Source organism: Pseudomonas asplenii (assembly GCF_001293465.1).
In the GTDB taxonomy this organism is placed as follows: domain Bacteria; phylum Pseudomonadota; class Gammaproteobacteria; order Pseudomonadales; family Pseudomonadaceae; genus Aquipseudomonas; species Aquipseudomonas fuscovaginae_B.
Window position 1 is genome coordinate 49928 of the sequence record NZ_JSYZ01000025.1, and the last position, 20487, is coordinate 70414.

Sequence of the window (20487 nt, forward strand, 5' to 3'; positions counted from 1 at the left end):
GGGGCAGCCTGCCAATCGGCTTAGGCTGTCCCGGCCTCTTCGCGGGCAAGCCCGGCTCCTACAGAGGCTGTGTCGAATTCAGGTCATGTGGACGACGCAAAACGCCAGGAGCCGGGCTCGCCCGCGAATAATTCGGCACAGCTATCGGGTCAGGGCTCATTGTTTTACCGGTTTGAGTTCAATGATCTTGCCGTTGGTGATTGCCACCAGCACATACTGATTCTTGATTTTCACCCACTGGCTGTCCTCCTCCGGAGCATGCAGGCCGCGTTTCTTCCAGTCATGCAGCGCCTGTGACTCACGCTGGTAAACCGCCGGGGCGCGGTCGCCGACCACCAGCTCACCGCTGCTGAAAGTGGAAGGGACTTTTTCATCGGAGGACTGCGCCGCCTGCAGCGGCAGTGTCACAACGGCCGAACAGGCCACCAGGGACAATCCGGCAATCAGGGATTTCACGGTCATGGACGACTCCTTGGCTCAAGACGGATGCAAAGGGTCTGACCGCGGCACAGGAAAATCATTCGATTCAACGGGGCCTGTGAAAGCCGGATGCAAAAACGCCACTCGGGTGAGTGGCGTTTCTGTGAGACTCGAAACTCGATCAGGGTCGCTTACAGCGCCATGTCGGATTTCGGATCCTCAGCCTTGGGCTTGTCGGTCGCAGCCGGGGCTGCAGCCGGTGCCGCCGCGGTCTGGCCAATCACCGGAGGAGTGGTCAGTTGCAGGATCTCGGCGGTGTAGTTCCACTCTTTCTGCACGGCTTCAGGGTTGCCGTTCAGCTTGGTGCCGTAGCTCGGAATGATCTGGTGCAGCTTTTCCTGCCAGGCAGGGGTCGCCACCTTGTCCTTGAACACCTTCTCCAGCACGCTCAGCATGATCGGCGCAGCGGTCGAGGCACCTGGCGAGGCACCCAGCAGGCCGGCGATGCTGTTGTCCTTGGCGGCAACGACTTCGGTGCCGAGTTTCAGGACGCCGCCCTTCTCTTCGTCACGCTTGATGATCTGCACGCGCTGACCGGCCTGCCACAGGCGCCAGTCTTCCTTCTTCGCCTCGGGGAAGTACTCTTTGAGGGCGTTGAAGCGGTCGTCATCCGACATCATCAGTTGGCCGCCCAGGTACTGGACCAGGTCGAACTGATCGATACCCACGCGGGTCATCGGCCAGATGTTGTGGGTGGTGGTGCTGGTCAGCAGGTCGAAGTACGAACCGTTCTTCAGGAACTTGGTGGAGAAGGTCGCGAATGGGCCGAACAGGATCACGCGCTTGCCATCCAGCACACGGGTGTCCAGGTGCGGAACCGACATGGGCGGTGCACCGGTCGAAGCGATGCCGTAGGCCTTGGCCATGTGCTTGAGCGCGATGTCCTGGTTGTCGGTCACCAGGAACGAACCACCGACCGGGAAGGCCGCGTAGTCGTTGGCTTCCGGGATACCGGACTTCTGCAGCAGGTGCAGCGCGCCGCCACCGGCACCGATGAACACGAACTTGGCGTCGGCCGCGGTTTCGCTGCCGTCCTTCAGGTTCTTGTAGGTCACGTGCCAGGAGCCGTCTTCGTTGCGCTTGATGTCCTGCACTTCGCTGGACAGCTTCAGGGTGAAGTTCGGCTGCTGTTGCAGGTGGGCAACGTACTGGCGGGTGATCTCGCCGAAGTTCACGTCGGTGCCGATCGGCGTCCAGGTCGCGGCGATCTTCTGCTTCGGATCGCGCCCTTGCATCATCAGCGGGACCCACTTCTTGATCTGCTCCTGATCTTCGCTGTACTGCATGCCGCTGAACAGCGGGCTGGTCTGCAGTGCCGCGTAACGATCGCGCAGGAACTTGACGTTGTCGTCACCCCACATGAAGCTCATGTGCGGGGTGGAGTTGATGAACGAGTGCGGGTTCTTCAGCACGCCCTGGCGCACCTGCCAGGACAGGAACTGACGGGTGATCTGGAACGACTCGTTGATCTCGATCGCCTTGGAGATGTCGATCTTGCCGTCCTTGCCATACGGGGTGTAGTTCGACTCGGCCAGGGCAGAGTGACCGGTACCGGCGTTGTTCCAGCCGTTGGAGCTTTCTTCGGCGACGCCGTCGAGACGCTCGATCATTTCCATCGACCAGTCGGGCTGCAGCTCGTTCAGCCAGATACCCAGGGTCGAGCTCATGATCCCGCCGCCGATCAGCAGCACATCGACCTTCTTGGATTCGGCCGCGAACGAGGACGATGCCCCGATCGACAAGGCCAGGCCCAATAGCGCCGTGTTCACTTTTTTCAACATATTGTCATCCTACGATAGAACGCCATCCGCTCCTCCGCTCTCGTTCATGCAGGGCCACGACGCACGGAAATACCGTGGACTCCCGCACTCGAAAAACTGGAGGATGGGCACACAAGGCCGCCAAGAATGGCTCGGCCTCACTTTTTATGTCGCTCCTGCGCTGACTTCTTGTCGTTCTTGGCTTCAGCTGACTTGAGTGACACGAATTCTGTTGGTGCGTGGTCGCACACGCTGCCGGCAGCACGGCCGCCGGCTCCGGCACCATCCGACGGACAAGCCGGTCGGCGACCGGAGAGTCGTCAAATACGCGGCTTTGAGGGCAGTCTGGCTTCGCAGGGACGAAGAGACTGGCCAGCATCAATGGTGGCAGAAATGCCATTGTCTACTGCACGCGCACATACGTCAAAAAAAGTGTCGTTTTCTTACCTTTTTTAGACCAAAGATCGACAGCTCTTTGACAAAAACCGTGGTAGCCGAATAGGACGATTGCACGCTGCCGGTCACCTGCCCGATCGCTTCCGCGGATGAATCCGCGAAAGCGACAGCACCGACAACGCCTCTGCCGCTGAAACCAAACCGTCATCACTCCTTTATCTGTTCGCCATCTTCGCCCCGTACTGTCGCCCCCAATGAGATCGATCTCAAGGACGCGACAATGAGCGATTTGAAAGAAGTGGCCCGCCTGGCCGGCGTTTCCCGGGCGACCGCCGCCCGCACCTTCGCCACCCCCGAGGTGGTGCGTCCGGCGACCCGCGAGCAGGTCTTCGCCGCCGCCCGCGAACTGGGCTTTCGACCCAACCACCTGGGCCGCCAGTTGCGCCTGCAGCAGACCAACCTGATCGGCGTGGTGGTGCCCAACCTGCTCAACCCGGTGTTCGCCGAACAGTTCCAGGCCATGGAGCGCGCCGCCAGTGCCTGGGGCTACAACCTGCTGCTGGCGACCACCGACTACGCCGCCGAACGCGAAAGCGCAGTGGTCGAGCAACTGCTGCGCCAGCGGGTCGACGGCCTGATCCTGACCGTCACCGACGCCGAGCAGAACACAGTGCTGGAAAGCCTGGCCTGCGAGGACACGCCATTCGTGCTCGCCTACCACCAGCCGGACAACACCGACTACTGCGCGGTCTCGGTCGACAACCGCGCCGGCATGGCCCTGGCGACCCGCTACCTGCTGGAAGCCGGCCACACACGGATCGGCATGGTCGCCGGCCCCGCCCTGCAATCGGACCGCGCCCGCCTGCGCTATGCCGGCTACTGCGACGCCATGCAGCAAGCTGGCCGGGCGCCCCTGCCGGTCATCGAGATGCCGGCGCATATCCGCGCCGACTTCGCCGCCATCGAGCCTTTGCTGCGTGGCCCGCAGCCGCCCAGCGCACTGGTCTGCTCCAACGACCTGCTGGCGATCAGCCTGATCGCCGAACTGCGTCGCAATGGCTGGGGCGTACCCGAACAACTGTCGGTCATCGGTTTCGACGGCATCGCCATCGGCACCCAGATGCATCCGACCCTGTGCAGCGTGGTGCAGCCGATCACCACCCTGGCGAACACCACGATCGAACACCTGCTGGCCCGCATCAACGGTGCCAGCCCCACCTCCCAATGCCTGCCCTGTCATATCCGGCCCGGCGAAAGCATGCGGCCCTACGAGGAAACGCTCCATGACCCAGTTCCGTAAGACCCTGGCCGCCCTGCTGCTCGGCGGTATCGCCAGCCTCGCCCACGCCGCAGAAACCGCGATCTGCTACAACTGCCCGCCCGAATGGGCCGACTGGGGCAGCCAGCTCAAGGCGATTGCCGACAGCACCGGGGTGCAGGTGCCGCTGGACAACAAGAACTCCGGCCAGGCCCTGGCGCAGATAGTCGCCGAACGCGCCGCGCCGGTCGCCGACGTGGTCTACTACGGCGTGACCTTCGGCCTGCAGGCGCAGAAAGCCGGAGTGCTGGGCGAATACAAGCCCCGGCACTGGGACGAGATTCCCGCCGGCCTCAAGGATCCGGCCGGGCACTGGTTCGCCATTCACTCGGGTACCCTCGGCCTGATGGTCAACGTCGACGCCCTCGGCGGCCTGCCCGTGCCACAAGGCTGGGCCGACCTGCTCAAGCCCGAATACAAGGGCATGGTCGGCTACCTCGACCCGTCCAGCGCCTTCGTCGGCTACGTCTCGGCGGTGGCGATCAACCAGGCCATGGGTGGCACCCTCGACAACTTCGCCCCGGCCATCGACTACTTCCGGAAACTGGCGAAAAACGCGCCGATCGTGCCCAAGCAGACCGCCTATGCGCGGGTGCTCTCGGGTGAACTGCCGATCCTGGTCGACTACGACTTCAACGCCTACCGTGCCCGCTACAAGGACCAGGCCAACGTCGCCTTCGTGATCCCGAAGGAAGGCAGCCTCAGCGTGCCCTACGTGATGAGCCCGGTCGGCAACGCCCCGCATCGCGCCAATGCCGAGAAGGTCCTGGACTTCGTGCTCTCCGACCAGGGCCAGGCCCTGTGGGCCAATGCCTACCTGCGCCCGGTACGGCAGATGAAAATGCCGGCGGACGTGGCCGCGCGCTTTCTGCCGGACAGCGACTATGCCCGTGCCGGCGTGGTCGACTACGAGCACATGGCCGCCGTGCAGGAAGCCTTCGCCGCCCGCTACCTGAGCGAGGTGAAGTAAGTGTCGCGGGTGCTCGACGATCACCTGACCGCCCGCCCCCGCGGCTGGCCACGGCTGCGCCTGTCAGCGGCGGCGACCTGGCCCCTGGCGCCGGCCATGGCACTGTTGCTGGCGTTCTGGTTGCTGCCGCTGGCCCATCTGGTGCTGCTCGGTGCAAAGGATCGTGATGCCGGCGGCAGCGGCTACTGGCAGGTGCTGAGTAGCGCGCAGTACCTGGGCAGCCTGTTGCAGACTGTCCTGCTGGCGCTGGTGACGACCCTGGCGGCGCTGCTGGTCGGAGGCATCAGCGGGGTGTTCCTGGCTCGCCAGCGGTTCTTCGGCCGTTCGCTGCTGGTGGCGCTGCTGACGTTCCCTCTGGCCTTTCCGGGCGTGGTGGTGGGTTTCCTGGTGATCCTGCTGGCCGGTCGCCAGGGCCTGTTCGCTCAGCTCGGCCTGCACCTGGCCGGCGAGCGCTGGATCTTCGCCTATTCCCTGACAGGACTGTTCCTCGGTTATCTGTACTTCTCCATTCCACGGGTGATCCTCACCGTGATGGCCGCCTGCGAAAGCCTCGACCACAGCCTGGAGGAAGCCGCGCGGTCCCTCGGCGCCGGGCTCTGGCAAGTGGTTCGCGATGTGATCGTGCCGGGCCTGGCACCGGCGCTGGTGTCCTGCGGGGCAATCTGCTTCGCCACCGCGATGGGTGCCTTCGGTACCGCCTTCACCCTCGGCACGCGCCTGAATGTCACCCCGGTGGCGATCTACAACGTGTTCACCAACTACGCCAATTTCGCCGTGGCCGCGGCACTGTCGGTGGTGCTCGGTGGCGTGACCTGGCTGTTATTGCTGCTGGCCCGCCGATGGGTCAAGCCGTCGGGGAGCGTACTGTGAAACGTTCGAAGCTGTTCTGTGCGCAACTGGCGTTCACCCTGCTGGTCTGCACCTTCATGCTGGTGCCGGTGCTGTTGTCACTGCTCGCCGGGCTCACCCGCAACTACTTTCAGGGCCCGTCCAGTGGCCTGACGTTCGCCTGGCTGGCCCAGGTCTGGCAGGCCTATGCCGGTACCGTCCGGCTGTCGCTGCAACTGGCCCTGGCCTGCGCCGTGTGCGTGTGCGTCATCGGCGTACCGGCCGCCTATGCCCTGGTGCGGATGAACAACCGCTTCAGCCGCGCCTTCGAGGAACTGATGGTACTGCCGGTGGCGATGCCCGGCCTGGCCAGTGCCCTGGCACTGCTGCTGACCTACGGCCAGTTCGGTGCCTTTCGCGGCAGTTGGCTGTTCATCCTGGTCGGGCATGTGCTGTTCACCCTGCCCTTCCTGGTTCGCCCGGTCATGGCGGTGATGCAGCGCCAGCAGTTGCCGCTGCTCGAAGAGGCCGCGGCCAGCCTGGGCGCCGGTCCCTGGCGGCGCTTCTTCAACGTGGTGGTGCCCAACAGCCGTGCCGGCATTCTCGCCGGTGTACTGATGGTGATCACCCTGTCCCTGGGCGAATTCAACCTGACCTGGATGCTCCATACCCCGATGACCAAGACCCTGCCCGTGGGCCTGGCCGACAGCTACGCCTCGGCGCGGCTGGAAGTCGCCAGTGCCTATACGCTGATTTTCCTCTTGCTGATCGTGCCACTGCTGATTGCGGTGCAGGCCCTCAGCGCCCGTCTGTCCCGTGGAGAACGCCCATGACCGGCACCCCGATTCGCCTGCAAGGCTGCCGCAAGTCCTTTGCCGACGGCACGATTGCCCTGCACCAGCTGGACCTGGAGATCGAACCCGGCGAAATCCTGGCGATCCTCGGCCCCTCCGGCTGTGGCAAGACCACCACTCTGCGCCTGATCGCCGGCCTGGAGCGTCCCGACAGCGGCCAGGTGTACTTTGGTCAACAGGAGGTCACCGGCCTGCCCATCGAGCGCCGCGACGTCGGCATGGTGTTCCAGAACTATGCACTGTTCCCCCATCTAAACGTCGCCGAGAACGTGGTCTACGGGCTCAAGGTTCGTGGCGTTGCCACCGCCGAACGCAAACGGCGCTGCGCCGAGCTGCTGGAACTGGTCGGCCTTGAAACCCATGGCCAGCGCAGCATCCACGAACTGTCCGGCGGCCAGCGCCAGCGGGTCGCCCTGGCCCGCGCCCTGGCGCCACGGCCCCGGGTCCTGCTGCTGGACGAGCCGCTGGCAGCGCTGGATGCCCAGTTGCGCGAACGCCTGCGCAGCGAGCTGGACCAACTGCTGCGCAGCCTGGGCATCACCTCGGTGTTCGTCACCCACGACCAGGGCGAGGCCATGGCCCTGGGCGATCGTATCCTGGTGATGGAGCACGGCCGCGTCGCGCAACTGGGCACGCCGCGGGAGATCTACCAGAAGCCGGCCAACGCCTTCGTCGCCGGCTTCGTCGGCAATCTCAACGCCTTCACCGTGCTCGACTACCCCCACGAGGCACTGCGGGTCGACGGCGGCGAGCTGCCCTGGAACGGCGGCCAGCAGCCGACCACGGTCTACTGCCGCCCCGAGCATCTGCGGGTCATGGAACCCGGTGCCGGGCACCTGCGTGGACGGCTGCTGGGGCAGTTCTTCCAGGGGGCCCAGAGCCGCCTGCTGGTGGATGTCGGCGCGGCGCAACCGCTGCTGGTCGACAGCAGCGACCCGCAGATCCACGCCACCGGCGCAGCGATCTCCCTCGCGATCGAGCCCCAGGCGTTGTTCACCCTGCAATCGTGATGTTTTCCCCGTACGAGAGGTTTCCTTGAATTCTTCGTTTCTCATCGCCCAGATCAGCGACCTGCACCTCAAGGCCGGCCAGCGCCTGACCTACGGCGTGGTCGACACCCTCGCCGCCCTGCGCCGTGCCGTCGAGCACCTGAACGCGAGCATCCCGCGCCCGGATATCATGGTGATCAGCGGCGACCTGGTGGACTTTGGCCGGGCGGATGAATACGCCGTGCTGGCTCCCGAGCTGGCGCGCCTGCAGATGCCCTGCTACCTGGTGCCCGGCAACCACGACCAGCGCGGGCACATGCTGGCCGGTCTGCCCGACCATCACTACCTGCCGCGCTCGGCCGACGGTCCGCTGGACTGGGTGGTGGACGAGCATCCGGTGCGCCTGATCGGTCTCGACTCGACCACACCTGGCGCCCACGGTGGCCGTATCACCGAAGCGCAACTCCAATGGCTCGACCGGCAACTGGGCCTGCGCCCGCAAGTGCCGACACTGCTGGTCCTGCACCACCCGCCCTTCATCACCGGTATCGGCCACATGGACCGCGAGTCGTTTCAGAACGCACCGGAGCTGGAAGCGGTGGTGGCGCGCCATCCGCAGGTCGAACGCCTGCTCTGCGGGCACCTGCATCGCGCCATGCAGCGTCGTTTCGGCGGCAGTGTCTGCTGTGTCTGCCCGGGCACGTCCCACCAGATCGTTCTCGACCTGCAGGACACGGCGCCAGCGCACTTCAACCTGGAGCCGGCCGGCTATCTGCTGCATGCCTGGCACCCGCAGCGTGGGCTGGTGACGCACAACGGGGTGTTCGGGGAATATGCGGGGCCGTATCCGTTTTATGACGAGAATGGGTTGATTGACTGAGCGGGAACCTGATCAGGTCTGCACCCGGGATCTCATGGCGTCTCAGGACGTGAAGGGCGCCCGTTAACATGTTATCTTTCTGCCCATCGCCACCCCTGCCGGCGACATTGCACCCATCGCAGGAACAAGCGTGCAGAGGTGGAACATGAAAGGGCTCGTCCAGAATAATGATCGCTTTCACGGACGTGACGGTTTCGGCCGTTGGGAACACGCCTTGCAGGCCCACTGCGGGGCGTTTCATTGCGAGCCGCCGCCAGGTCGAGCGATCACTGCGTTTTCCGGACAGATCATCGCACCCGCCCTCGACCCAACCCGGGTGGGTGCCCGAATCATCAGCAACAGCCCGCATATCCACCGCGACCACCACGATATCCGGCATGACGACAATGACTGCTTCTTCCTCGTCCACCAATCCAGCGGCAGTGCCCGGATAGAGCATGGCGCGCAGCAGAGCCTGCTGCAGCCGGGCGATCTGGTGCTGCTCGATGCCACCCGGCCCTGTGACATTCGCTTCCAGGGCATGGCCGGCCAATTGTCACTGATCCTGCCGCGTCACACGGTACAGCGGCTGGCATCCGGGCGCCGGCTGCTGCTCAACCGCACCCTGCGCGCCGATTCGGGACCCGGGCGAATCGCCGGTGCACTGGTCACCGAACTGTTCGAAAGCAGCAGCGACACCCCCGAAGCAACAGAGGCCATGATGGATGCACTGCTGCACCTGATTCGGCCACTGGTGAGCGAAGACATACGCCAACATCCCTCCTGCGCTCCACGGACCCAGGCGCAGTTGCTCAACAGGGCGCAACAGGTGATCAACGACGATCTCGCCAACCCCGAGCTGAGCCCGGCCCTGATTGCCCGGGCCATGGGCTGCTCGCTGCGCACGCTGCATCGGCTGTTCGCCCATGAGGGCATCACCCTTGGCCGCTACATCATGGAGCGGCGTCTGGAACGTTGCGCCGAATCGCTGGCGCAGCACGTCGACCAACAGAAGATATCGGCCGTCGCCTTCGACTGGGGTTTCAGCGACCTGAGTCACTTCTCCAGGGCGTTCAAGGCCCGCTATGGCCAGTCGCCGAAGGACTTCCGCATGGCCGCCTGCAACTGAAGAATGCAGCCGGCCCCAAGGACCGGCTGCCGGGTATCAGACTTCGCTCAGGACCCGCCCCAGGTTCTGATAGACCACCGGCCTGCGCCAGCGCAGGTAGCCGGCCAGCAGCAGACCGGACAGCGCCACACCGAGCATGCCCAGCGGAATCAACTGATTGAAGATCGATTCGCCACCGGTCAGCAGGGCCATGTTGATGACGATCAGGTAGATGCCGTAACCCAGCGCGCCCGCACTCAACAGCGGCGCGATCAGCCGTTGCCAGAGATGGCTGCCCCTGGCATCGCGGCGGAAGAAGGCAATGACGGAGACGGAAGTCATCGCCTGCACGGCCAGAATACCGAGCGTGGCTGGCGCACTGCCCAACGGCAGTACCTGGGTGATCGGATCGGCGCCCTGCACTGCACAGGCCGCAATGATCAACAGCACCAGTGCGGTCTGGAAAATGCTGGCCAACCAGGGGGTCTGATGCCGCGCGTGGGTGAGCGCGAACACCCGCGGCAGCACCCTTTCCCGTCCCAGGGCGAACAGGTAACGCGACAACGAATTGTGGAAGCTGAGCAACACGGCGAAGAGGCTGGTGATCAACAGCACATGGATCGAATCAGCGAGCAGCGGCCCTACCCACTCGTTCGCCAGGCGAAACCATACCGCACCCGGGTCCTGCTCGATGAAGGCCGTTGCATGGGATGGCCCGATGGCAACGATCATCAGCCATGACGACAGGGCGTAGAACCCCATGATGATCAAAAGCGCGAGGAAGGTCGCGCGAGGCAGTGTCTTGTGCGGTTCACGTGCTTCTTCGGCATAGATGGCGGTGGTCTCGAACCCCATGAAGGCGCCGCCCACGAACACCAGCGCCGCGCCCAATCCCGGGGCCAAGACGTTCGATGGCTGCAACGGCGCCAGGCTGAAACCCTCCGGCCCGCCCTGATGAACGATCACTGCCAGGTCGAAGACCGCAATCACCAGCAGTTCGGCGAGCATCAACCAGGCCAGGAAACGCCCGTTGAACTCGACGTTGCGGGTGCCGAAGCACAGGATCAGCGCCGCGTAGCCCATGCTGGCCGCCCACCACGAAAGGCTGATGCCGAAACTCTCCAGCGCCTGCGCGGTGAAAAAGCCGATCAGGCCATAGCAGGCGATCTGCATGCCGGCATACGCGGTGATGGCGAGGAACGCCGAGGCAGTGCCGCACGGCCGCCCCAACCCGCTGGAAACGTAGGCATAGAACGCCCCGGCGTTGCGTACGTACCGCCCCATGGCGACGAAACCCACCGCGAACAACAGGTACACCAGTCCTGCCAGCAGAAACACACCCGGCAGTCCTATGCCGTTGCCCATCAGGATCGCGGTGGGCACCACACCGACCAATCCGGTCAGCGGTCCATTGGTGGCGATCACGAAAAACACGATGCTCCACATGCCCAGGGCATTCTTGCGCAACGTGCCGGTTGTTTGAATATTCGCACTCATGGCATTCATCCGGGGTTATTGAAATTGTTGTGTCCGAACTCGGAGACGATCGGGAGTCCAGCTTAAAAGTGCTCCACCCGGGACGTCTTGGCGATAAGCGCCATTGCTTGACTGACAGTGACACCAGGCCCGCCGCATCCAATGCAGCGCGACAACGACAAACCGGCCGGTTTACTCTGCCGGCTCGATCAAAAGGAGGTAGGCGATGGATTTGAAGTTCAGCCACGTGGACGTACTGGTCGCTGACCTGGAAGCGGCCTGTCACTACTACGCCCGGATACTCCAGGCCAGGATCTCGACGACACAGGTCTGGGACCGCGGCGGCCTGCATGTGCGCTACGCCGTTGCGCTGATCGGGCAGGAACGCTTCATGCTGGTGGAGCCGCTGGCCGGCAACCTGAAGCAGCTCCTCGATACCGTGGGCGAAGGCATGATCTATCGCCACTGCTACACCACGCCGGATATCGAAAAGGCCTACGACGAACTGATCGCCTGCGGGGTCCAGCCGGAAGACGAGAACGGCAATCCCCTGACCCGCGAGGATCTGCAGTCACCCTCCGGAACGCGCATCATCTGGTTGCCCAAGCGCTTCGGGCACTTTTCCATCGAGATTCTGGAAGAGAAGACGCTCGGGGCCTTTCTCGAGAAAGCGTTTGCCTGAGATGCCCCGTGTGATTCAGGCGGCGGCCTAGAAGCCAAAGCGATACCATTTGCTCGCCTGCACGCTTGTGGCCACTTGCGGAGCCCCGGTCGCCTGTTCAACCACGATGGCCGCGGGCTCAGGCAAGCGCTTGCGGGACCAGCGAAATAACGTCGATCGGGCTTGCCTTTTAAATATGGATATCCGTATATTCGATTATCCATATATACAAGGTAGCTCCCGTGATCACTCCCCCCGAGGTCTTCAAGAACCTGGCCGACGAGACACGCGCCCGCGCCACCCTGCTGATCGCCAAGCTGGGCGAACTGTGCGTCTGCGAGCTGATGTGCGCCCTGGATGACAGCCAGCCGAAAATCAGCCGCCATCTGGCGCAACTGCGCAGCAGCGGCCTGCTGCTCGATCGCCGGCAGGGCCAGTGGGTGTATTACCGGCTCAACCCGGAACTGCCCGCCTGGGTCCACGAGATGCTGCACGTGACATTGCAGGCCAACACCACATGGCTGCAGGACAATGCCGCACGCCTGCAGAACATGGACGACCGCCCCGTACGCACCACCTCCTGCTGCTGACAACCCACCGAGCGAGTCTTTCATGCTGGTCGCCACTGCCGTCTTCGTCTTCACCCTCATTCTGGTCATCTGGCAGCCCAAGGGCCTGGGCGTCGGCTGGAGCGCCGCGCTCGGTGCGAGCATCGCACTGGCTACCGGCGCCGTGTCGCTGCACGACATTCCCACCGTCTGGTCGATCGTGTGGAACGCCACGGCCACCTTCATCGCCGTGATCGTCATCAGCCTGCTGCTGGACGAAGCCGGCTTCTTCGAGTGGGCCGCCCTGCACGTGGCCCGCTGGGCAAACGGCAGCGGTCATCGCCTGTTTGCCTTCTGCGTGCTGCTCGGCGCTGCCGTTTCGGCATTGTTTGCCAACGACGGGGCGGCACTGATTCTCACGCCGATCGTCATGTCGATGCTGCTCGCCCTGCGCTTCCCGCCAGCCGCGACCCTGGCCTTCGTCATGGCTGCCGGCTTCATTGCCGACACCGCGAGCCTGCCGCTGGTGGTTTCCAACCTGGTGAACATCGTCTCGGCCGACTACTTCAGGCTGGGCTTCGCCGAGTACGCTTCGGTGATGGTTCCGGTAAACCTGGCCAGTGTGGCCGCCACCCTGCTGGTGCTGTTCGTGTTTTTCCGTCGCGATCTTCCGAAGCAGTACGCACTCGAAGCCCTTCAGGAACCGAAGACGGCCATCCGTGACCGCGCGACCTTCATCGTTGGCGGGTGGACACTGCTGGTCCTGTTGGGCGGCCTGTTTGCCCTGGAACCCCTGGGCATCCCGATCAGCGGCGTGGCGGCCGCCTGTGCAGCCTGCCTGTTCGCCGTGGCGGCCCGCGGCCAGCGCATTTCTACCCGCCGTGTGCTGCGCGAGGCCCCGTGGCAGGTGGTGATCTTTTCCCTTGGCATGTACCTGGTGGTCTATGGCCTGAAGAATGCCGGCCTCACGGACCTGCTCACTCATCTGCTCGACCGGCTTGCCGAGCACGGCTTGTGGAGCGCCGCCCTCGGCACCGGGCTGCTCTCGGCGCTGCTGTCGTCGGTGATGAACAACATGCCCAGCGTACTGGTCGGCGCCCTGTCGATCCAGGCCAGCGCTGCCGATGGGCTGGTGCGCGAGGCGATGATCTACGCCAACGTCATCGGTTGCGACCTCGGCCCCAAGCTCACGCCCATCGGCAGCCTCGCCACGCTGCTCTGGCTGCACGTGCTGGAGCGCAAGGGCGTGCGCATCACCTGGGGCTACTACTTCAGGGTCGGCGTTCTCCTGACCTTGCCCGTCCTGCTGATCACCCTTTCAGCCCTGGCCCTGCGCCTGAGCCTCTGAAGTCCACCCCGAAGCGAGGAACCCTCCATGCGAGTCCTGTTCATGTGCACGGCCAACAGCTGCCGCAGCATTCTTTGCGAAGCCCTGTTCAACCACCTGGCCCCGTCAGGCTTCGAGGCCGTGAGCGCCGGCAGTTTCCCCAAGGGGCAAGTGCTGCCGCGCAGCCTCGGCCCCCTGCAGCAGGCCGGCATTTCCATAGCAGGCCTGAGCAGCAAGGGTAATGAGGCCTTCGAGGACAACCCGCCGGACATCGTCATCACCGTCTGCGACAAGGCCGCCGGCGAAACCTGTCCGGTGTATTTCGGCCCCGCGCTGAAATCCCACTGGGGGCTGGAGGATCCCTCGGAGGTGGTGGGCGACGAGGCGTCGATCGATGCCGCCTTCCACGCCACGCTGGCGCGCATCAGGAAACGCTGCAGTGCCTTTTTCGCATTGCCCTTCGCCACGCTCGATCACGAAGGGCTCAAACGCGAACTGGATCGTATCGGCACACTCTAGGCCGGAGCAGTGGATATCGCCCCACGGCGCCTCTCGCCCCTTCGCCGTTCGTCGATGCCTGTCTGCCGCCACACGCACTACAAGGAAGCGTTGAGCTCGGAAATCAGTTTCTCACGATACCTCAGCGCCTCGACCGAGGCTTCCCCGAGGGAGCTGGCAACCGCGCTCAGCAGCCCCTGGGCGAGCAGCATGAAGGCGCACATGCTGTTGCTGAAGAACAGGCTGTGGTTGGGAACGTAGAAGCTGTGCAGGGCCGACTTCGCCAGCGGCGAACTGGCGGAGTCGGTCAGCGCGATGACGTCGATGCCGTGTCGCGCGGCTACTTCAGCCGTGGCCAGCACACTCGGGGTGTACGGGAAGCAGCTGGCAACCACCAGTACATCGCCGGCATCCATCTGCGCCAGGGCATCGGCCACGCCCTGGCGGCTGGAGTCCAGGGTGCTGACATCGGGACGCAACATCCCCAGGCCGTACGACATGAACAGCGCCAGGGAGTTGAACTGGCGCATGCCATGAATGCGCACGCGCCTTGCCGTGCTCAACCGGGCGACCACCTGGCCGAAGGTCTCGGGGTCGACCTGCTCGACCATGCTGGCGATGTTGGCGCTTTCCTGCCGACCCAGTCGGGCCAGTTGGCTGAGTGCGCCGGAATCATCGTGGCCGACCACCAGCCGGGAAGCCTGGTCACTGTAGAAGCTCTTGCCCTCGGTCAGCTCGCGACGGAACACGTCCTGCAGCTTGCTGAAGCCCGAATACCCCAGGCGCCGGGCCAGGCGGGACAGCGTGGAGGCGTTGACCCCCAGTTGCTCCGCCAATTCGCTGATCGACGAGACGGCAGCGCGCTGGGGGGATTCGATCAGCGACGTGAGCACGCGGGTCGAGCTGCTGCCCAGGGCTATGTCCACCTCTTGTCGCTCGATGGCGGCCAACAGTTCTTTCAAACCGCTGACCGTTTCGGGCAGTTGCTCGCTTGCTTTGCTCATCCGGCCATCCGTTATCTGGAAACAGAAACCACACCCGCTGCGTCCGGCTGCTCCGTCGAGCGGTGGGTATAAACGCGCCATTCTACAGTGCTCGCGGTCAGGGTGAAGACCGCGGTGGCCAGGGTGTTTTCGTCATCCGGGTCATCGGGCGCACAGCGATAGATGGGCAGGGCCGGGTCCGCCTCATCCCGCAACAGCTCAAGGGCCCGCGATGGATTGAAGCCCGTCTGCGCCTCTGCCAGCAGGCGCTCCACCCGCTGCTGGCGCGACCCCGAGCTGCCGGTCACCACCTGGCCGACCCCGGCAAGGGCCCCGTGGACCATGTGGTTGGAATGCCCGCCGGGTTGCACCACCTCGACCACGGCCGTTGCGGCGGCGCTCGCCTCGACACTGACCACCCGCGTCGAACCCGCCTGGCCGAAGGCATGGTGAAAGGACCCGGCCCTCGGCGTGGTGGCAACGGCGGCAATCGCCTCGTCGATGGACCGGGCATCCAGCGACGCGCGTCCCAGGATCTGGCGGGGCAAGCCGGCGGGAATATCGGTTGGCCGCAGGTTGTTGACGGTGGCGACCACGCCATGCTCATTCACCGCAAAGGTGTGGCCGGGAATGGAACCGGGGTAGATGAAGCTGGTGAAGGCCGCGCCTTCATCGGGCCGGGCATGCACGATCGCGCAATCGTTGCGCAGTTGCGGCAGCCCGTCTTCATTGTGCGCAATCAGCGTGCCCTGTGGCGTCCGACCGTAGACGGTGGTACAGCCGTCCACGCTGGCCAGCCCCGCGAAGTCACCGCGGCAGTTCCACAGGAAGACTTCGTCCACCGGCAGTTGCAGCCCGGCGGCCAGGCCTTCGATTTCCTGCCAGTAACGCGGGTAGTGCCGACGCACCAGGGCCTGCATCTGCCGGGCCTTGTCGGAACCGGCCAAGGCAGCCAGCCGTTGCCACAGCGGCAAGGGCCGCAGCCGGGTGTTGACGGCCTCGCGACCGAATTCGCCCAGGCGCAAACCCAGGTCGTACGCGCTGCCGGCAATGTGAAGTTGAGCGAGCATGGTTAGGCGACCTTATGACACGTGCTGGAGAAATTCCCGCAGGCGCGGGCTGGGCGGGTTGGCGATCAGCGTTTCAGGTTCGCCGTCCTCGGCGATGCGCCCCTTGTCGATGAAAATCAGCCGGCTCGCCACCTTGCGCGCGAAGTCGACCTCATGGGTCACGATCACCATGGTCATGCCTTCTTCGGCCAGGGCCTTCATCACCGTCAGCACTTCATGGCGCAGTTCGGGATCCAGCGCCGAGGTCGGCTCATCGAACAGCATCATCTTCGGTTTCACCGCCAGGGCACGGGCAATCGCCACGCGCTGTTGCTGGCCGCCGGACAGTTGCGACGGGTAATGGTCGGCGCGCTCGGCCAGCCCCACCTTGGCCAGCAGCTCACGCCCCAGTGCATGCGCCTCGGCCTTGCCCGCCCCCCTCACCCGGATGGGCCCGAAGGCGACGTTTTCGAGTGCGGTCATTTGCGGGAACAGGTGAAACTGCTGGAACACCATGCCCGCCTCCTGGCGGATGAGCCGCTCATCCACCTTGGGGTCGTTGACCCGCAGGCCATCGACGATCAGCTCACCCTCGGTGACTTCCTCAAGCTTGTTGATGCAGCGCAACAGGGTGGACTTGCCCGAACCCGACGGCCCGATAATGACCACCACCTCGCCGCTGGCAATAGTGAGGTCGATGTTGTGCAGTACCTGGGTACTGCCGAAGTGCTTGGAAACGTTCTTGAATTCGATCATAGGATTTTGAGTCTCGCTTCCATACGGCGCAGGACGTAGCTGAGCACCAGGGTAATGACCAGGTAGATCACCGCGACCGCGGACCAGATCTCCATGGCCCGGAAGTTGCCGGCGATCACTTCCTGGCCCTGGCGGGTCAGCTCGGCGACGCCGATGACGATGAACAGGGACGTATCCTTGATGCTGACGATCCACTGGTTGCCCAGCGCCGGAATCATCCGGCGAAATGCCAGCGGCGCGATGACGTAGCGCAGCGTGTCGCGGCGGGACAACCCCAGCGCCAGGCCGGCTTCACGGAACCCGTTGTTGATCGACAGCACCGCGCCCCGGGTGATTTCGCCGATGTAGGCCCCCGAGTTGAGCATGATGGTGGTGACGGCGGCACTGAACGGGTCGATGCGCACCGGAATCATCAGGGGCAAGGCAAAGTAGATGAACATCACCTGCACCATGATCGGGGTGCCACGGATCAGTTCGATGAAAACCAGCGCTACCCGACTGCTGAGGAACCCGCCGTAAGCGCGGGCAAAGCCCGCGATCACGCCGATGACGGCGCCGCCGATCAGGCCCAGGATGGAAATCCAGAGCGTGAGTTTGGCGCCTTCCAGCAAAACGGGGAGCGCATCCCAGATGGCGCTCCATTGAAAATGCATAACCGGAAACTCTCAAGAAAAGCGGAAGGGATTACTGCGGCTGGGTGCCGAACCATTTCTCGTAGATGCGCGCGTAGGTGCCATCCTCACGCAGCTTTTTCAGCGCCGCGTTGACCGGCTCGCGCAGTTCGCTGCCCTTGGGGAAGCCGATACCGTACTGCTGCGCCATCATCTGGTTGCCCACCGCCTTGACCTGCCCTTCGCCGGCCGTCTTGATGTAATAGAGCACGTTGGGCGTGTCGTGCATGGCGGCATCGACACGACCGGTACGCAGTTCCAGGTACGCATTGTCGATGTTCGGGAACTGGCGCAGTTCCCTGGCCTTGAAGTTGGCCTTGGCATAGTCGGCCGCCGAGGTGCCGCTCTTCACCGCCACGGTCTTGCCGGCGACGTCCGCTTCGCCCTTGATGCTGTCGTTATCGCTCTTGACCATCAGCAAAAAGCCGCTGTCGTAGTAGCCGTCGGAAAAGTCGATGGCCTGCTTGCGCTCTTCCTTGATGGTGATCCCCGCCAGGGCCGCGTCCACGTTATGGGTCTGCAGGGCCGGGATGATGCCGTTGAAATCCATCGGCTTGAGGATGTACTTGACGCCCATCTCCTTGGCGATGGCCGCCCAGAGATCGATATCGAAGCCGACATACTCATTGCCCTGCTTGAACTCGAACGGCACGAACGCCGTGTCCGTGGCGATCAACAGTTCCTTGTCGGCGGCCTGGGAAGTGCAGGTGATGGCAAGGGCCACAGCTGCGAGCGATACCTTGAAGAATTTTTTCATCGTCTTTCCTCTGCAAAAGGGGGCTCGATCACCGATGTCGGTGCGAGGGAAAGCGGCAGTCAGTACGTATGGGGCGGGCCCCTGATTGTTTTTAGGTGGCGAGTCCATGCCAGGGATTCCAGCGAGCAGTGACTCTGCACTTGCTGAAATGCAAATATCCGTTGCTTCATTGTCATATGCAAGTATTATTTGCACGAACTTTGGAGGAATCATGAGCCACGTACTGCACCGAAGCTTCACCCAAACCTATCCCACCGCCGTTGCGGGCGACGGGCCGTACCTCATCGACAGCACTGGGCGCCGGTATCTGGATGCGAGTGGCGGTGCAGCGGTCTCGTGCCTGGGCCATAGCGATCCGCAGGTGATCGAGGCCGTCAGGCAGCAGATCGGGCAACTGGCCTATGCGCATACTTCGTTCTTCACCACCGAGGTGATGGAAGAGCTGGCGGATTTTCTGGTGGCCCGCGCGCCGGCCGGCCTGGAGTCGGTGTACTTCGTCTCGGGGGGCTCCGAAGCCATCGAGACCGCACTGAAGCTGGCCCGGCAGTACTTCGTGGAAATCGGCCAGCCAAGTCGCCGGCATGTCATTGCGCGCCGCCAGAGCTACCACGGCAACACGTTGGGCGCGTTGGCGGCAGGCGGCAATGAGTGGCGTCGCCGCCAATTCGAGCCGCTGCTGATCGACGTCAGCCATGTCAGCCCCTGCTACGCCTACCGCGAGCAGCGCAACGGCGAAACTGCCGAACAGTTTGCCACTCGCCTTGCCCTCGAACTGGAGGCGGAAATCCTCCGCCTGGGGCCGGACAATGTCATGGCCTTCGTCGCCGAGCCGGTGGTGGGAGCCACCCTGGGTGCGGTCACGGCGGTCCCCGGGTACTTCCGGCAGATCCGGCAGGTGTGCGACCGCTACGGCGTGCTGCTGATCCTGGACGAAGTCATGTGCGGCATGGGGCGTACCGGCTCACTGTTCGCCGCCGAGCAGGAAGGTATCAGCGCCGATCTGATCACCATCGCCAAGGGGCTGGGGGCCGGCTACCAGCCGATTGGCGCGACGCTGGTCAGTGCCCGGATACGCGACGCCATCGCGAACGGTTCCGGCTACTTCCAGCACGGGCACACCTACATCGGCCACGCTACGGCATGCGCCGCGGCGCTGGCGGTGCAGAAGGCCATCGAGCAGCGCGGCCTGCTCAATCGGGTGATCGACAGGGGCAATGCATTGCAGGCTCGCCTGATGGAAGTGCTGGGCAACCATGCCCATGTCGGCGATATCCGCGGACGCGGCCTGTTCCAGGGCCTTGAACTGGTGGCCGACCGGCAGGACAAGACCCCGTTCGCCCCCGAACTCAAGCTGCACGCACGCCTCAAGAAAGCCGCCATGAATGAAGGTTTGATGTGCTATCCGATGGGGGGCACGGTGGATGGCCAATACGGCGACCATATCCTGCTGGCACCGCCGTTCATCATCGATGAACACCACATCGACGAGATCACCCACAAGCTGGCCCGCGCCATCGACGTGGCCATCAACGCACTCTGACGGAGCCCCCATGGAAATCAGATCCCGACTGACCCCGTTGCCAGCCGGCAACATGAGCGAAGATCAGCAGCGCGTACTCACCGACATCCTCAAGGGGCCGCGTGGCAACCTCGACGGGCCGTTCCTGGCGTGGATCCACAGCCCTGCGCTGGCCGATCACGCCCAGCGCCTGGGAGCGTTCTGCCGGTACGGCACGCGCCTTGAGCTGCGCCTGACCGAACTGGCGATATTGACCACTGCCGCCTGGTGGCGCTCCCAGGCCGAGTGGCAGATCCACGAGCCCATCGCCAGGTCCGCCGGCTTGTCCGGGGCGATCATCAATGCCTTGAGGGCACAGCAGGCCCCCTTGTTCGAGGCGGCAGACGAACAATGCGTCTACGACATCGGCCAATCGCTCCACGAGACCCGGCGCGTGCCAGCCGACCTCTATGAACAGGGCGTGGCGCTGTTCGGCGAGCCGGGACTGGTCGAACTGATCGGTGTGTATGGCTACTACACGCTGGTGGCGATGACGCTCAACGTGTTTGAAGTCCGGCGTGACCCGAACGTGCCGTTGCCGTTTGACGAGTCGCTTGGCTGATGTGCCCGCCTGTTGATTGCGGTTCCACGACTTGTTTCGCCGGCGTCATCGAGGGTTTCCTGAAGCGCCGCAACCCTTG

Annotated in this window: 21 protein-coding genes; 13 read left to right on the forward strand and 8 right to left on the reverse strand. The window is 64.0% G+C overall.

Features of this window, described 5'->3' with window-relative positions; genetic code table 11:
- Positions 1 to 156 precede the first annotated feature (156 nt).
- Both PF66_RS26900 and mqo read right to left on the reverse strand, forming a co-directional pair.
- Positions 157 to 462, reverse strand: a complete 306-nt coding sequence (locus PF66_RS26900; protein WP_054059965.1) for an RcnB family protein — start codon at positions 460 to 462, stop codon at positions 157 to 159.
- Between the two features lie 149 nt (positions 463 to 611).
- Positions 612 to 2261: a malate dehydrogenase (quinone) gene (gene mqo / locus PF66_RS26905; protein ID WP_054059966.1), complete on the reverse strand. Its 1650-nt coding sequence runs from the start codon at positions 2259 to 2261 to the stop codon at positions 612 to 614.
- A 655-nt stretch (positions 2262 to 2916) separates the two neighbouring features.
- Here mqo and PF66_RS26910 point away from each other — a divergent pair.
- The 7 genes from PF66_RS26910 (at position 2917) to feaR (ending at position 9583) form a co-directional block, all read left to right on the forward strand.
- Complete coding sequence (locus PF66_RS26910; RefSeq protein WP_054064336.1) at positions 2917 to 3936, forward strand: LacI family DNA-binding transcriptional regulator; 1020 nt, start codon at positions 2917 to 2919, stop codon at positions 3934 to 3936.
- On the forward strand, positions 3920 to 4924 hold the full coding sequence (locus PF66_RS26915) for an ABC transporter substrate-binding protein (protein ID WP_054059967.1): 1005 nt from the start codon (positions 3920 to 3922) through the stop codon (positions 4922 to 4924). Before PF66_RS26910 ends, PF66_RS26915 begins: the two co-directional genes overlap by 17 nt.
- Before the next feature lie 96 nt (positions 4925 to 5020).
- Positions 5021 to 5794 carry an ABC transporter permease gene (locus tag PF66_RS26920; protein ID WP_241494460.1) on the forward strand — a complete coding sequence of 258 codons (774 nt, stop codon included), beginning with the start codon at positions 5021 to 5023 and terminating at the stop codon, positions 5792 to 5794.
- Complete coding sequence (locus PF66_RS26925; RefSeq protein ID WP_054064338.1) at positions 5791 to 6585, forward strand: ABC transporter permease; 795 nt, start codon at positions 5791 to 5793, stop codon at positions 6583 to 6585. Before PF66_RS26920 ends, PF66_RS26925 begins: the two co-directional genes overlap by 4 nt.
- Complete coding sequence (locus PF66_RS26930) at positions 6582 to 7616, forward strand: ABC transporter ATP-binding protein (protein ID WP_054064339.1); 1035 nt, start codon at positions 6582 to 6584, stop codon at positions 7614 to 7616. Before PF66_RS26925 ends, PF66_RS26930 begins: the two co-directional genes overlap by 4 nt.
- Positions 7617 to 7641: 25 nt before the next feature.
- Complete coding sequence (locus PF66_RS26935; protein ID WP_054064340.1) at positions 7642 to 8475, forward strand: phosphodiesterase; 834 nt, start codon at positions 7642 to 7644, stop codon at positions 8473 to 8475.
- Positions 8476 to 8620: 145 nt separating this feature from the next.
- A complete protein-coding gene (feaR, locus tag PF66_RS26940) occupies positions 8621 to 9583 on the forward strand; it encodes a transcriptional regulator FeaR (protein WP_054064341.1) in 963 nt (320 codons plus the stop codon).
- 36 nt (positions 9584 to 9619) lie between these two features.
- Here the strand turns inward: feaR and PF66_RS26945 are convergent, their stop codons facing one another.
- Entirely contained in the window at positions 9620 to 11059 is a 1440-nt protein-coding gene (locus tag PF66_RS26945) for an APC family permease (RefSeq protein WP_054064342.1), read from the reverse strand.
- A 205-nt stretch (positions 11060 to 11264) separates the two neighbouring features.
- Between PF66_RS26945 and PF66_RS26950 the strand changes: the two genes are divergently transcribed.
- The 4 genes from PF66_RS26950 to PF66_RS26965 all read left to right on the forward strand — a co-directional run bounded on the left by PF66_RS26950 (position 11265) and on the right by PF66_RS26965 (position 14093).
- A complete protein-coding gene (locus tag PF66_RS26950) occupies positions 11265 to 11720 on the forward strand; it encodes a VOC family protein (protein WP_054064343.1) in 456 nt (151 codons plus the stop codon).
- A gap of 221 nt (positions 11721 to 11941) precedes the next feature.
- On the forward strand, positions 11942 to 12289 hold the full coding sequence (locus tag PF66_RS26955) for a metalloregulator ArsR/SmtB family transcription factor (RefSeq protein ID WP_054064344.1): 348 nt from the start codon (positions 11942 to 11944) through the stop codon (positions 12287 to 12289).
- A 22-nt stretch (positions 12290 to 12311) separates the two neighbouring features.
- On the forward strand, positions 12312 to 13595 hold the full coding sequence (locus PF66_RS26960; protein ID WP_054059975.1) for an arsenic transporter: 1284 nt from the start codon (positions 12312 to 12314) through the stop codon (positions 13593 to 13595).
- Between the two features lie 27 nt (positions 13596 to 13622).
- Positions 13623 to 14093, forward strand: a complete 471-nt coding sequence (locus PF66_RS26965) for an arsenate reductase ArsC (protein ID WP_054064345.1) — start codon at positions 13623 to 13625, stop codon at positions 14091 to 14093.
- A 77-nt stretch (positions 14094 to 14170) separates the two neighbouring features.
- Here the strand turns inward: PF66_RS26965 and PF66_RS26970 are convergent, their stop codons facing one another.
- Genes PF66_RS26970 through glnH form a run of 5 tightly spaced genes read right to left on the reverse strand, consistent with a single transcriptional unit; the run spans position 14171 to position 18288 of the window.
- Positions 14171 to 15076: a MurR/RpiR family transcriptional regulator gene (locus PF66_RS26970; RefSeq protein ID WP_054059977.1), complete on the reverse strand. Its 906-nt coding sequence runs from the start codon at positions 15074 to 15076 to the stop codon at positions 14171 to 14173.
- 11 nt (positions 15077 to 15087) lie between these two features.
- Complete coding sequence (locus PF66_RS26975) at positions 15088 to 16125, reverse strand: C45 family autoproteolytic acyltransferase/hydolase (RefSeq protein WP_054064346.1); 1038 nt, start codon at positions 16123 to 16125, stop codon at positions 15088 to 15090.
- A gap of 12 nt (positions 16126 to 16137) precedes the next feature.
- A complete protein-coding gene (glnQ, locus tag PF66_RS26980; protein ID WP_054064347.1) occupies positions 16138 to 16860 on the reverse strand; it encodes a glutamine ABC transporter ATP-binding protein GlnQ in 723 nt (240 codons plus the stop codon).
- Entirely contained in the window at positions 16857 to 17513 is a 657-nt protein-coding gene (gene glnP, locus PF66_RS26985) for a glutamine ABC transporter permease GlnP (RefSeq protein WP_054059980.1), read from the reverse strand. The genes glnQ and glnP overlap by 4 nt, the downstream gene beginning before the upstream one ends.
- 31 nt (positions 17514 to 17544) lie before the next feature.
- A complete protein-coding gene (glnH, locus tag PF66_RS26990) occupies positions 17545 to 18288 on the reverse strand; it encodes a glutamine ABC transporter substrate-binding protein GlnH (RefSeq protein ID WP_054064348.1) in 744 nt (247 codons plus the stop codon).
- Between the two features lie 211 nt (positions 18289 to 18499).
- Here glnH and PF66_RS26995 point away from each other — a divergent pair, with 211 nt between their 5' ends.
- Positions 18500 to 19828 (forward strand): aspartate aminotransferase family protein, encoded by a 1329-nt coding sequence (locus PF66_RS26995; protein ID WP_054064349.1) that lies wholly within the window; start codon positions 18500 to 18502, stop codon positions 19826 to 19828.
- Positions 19829 to 19838: 10 nt separating this feature from the next.
- The gene (locus PF66_RS27000) at positions 19839 to 20408 is read left to right on the forward strand and encodes a carboxymuconolactone decarboxylase family protein (protein WP_054064350.1); all 570 of its coding nucleotides are present in this window, start codon (positions 19839 to 19841) and stop codon (positions 20406 to 20408) included.
- Positions 20409 to 20487: the final 79 nt, after the last annotated feature.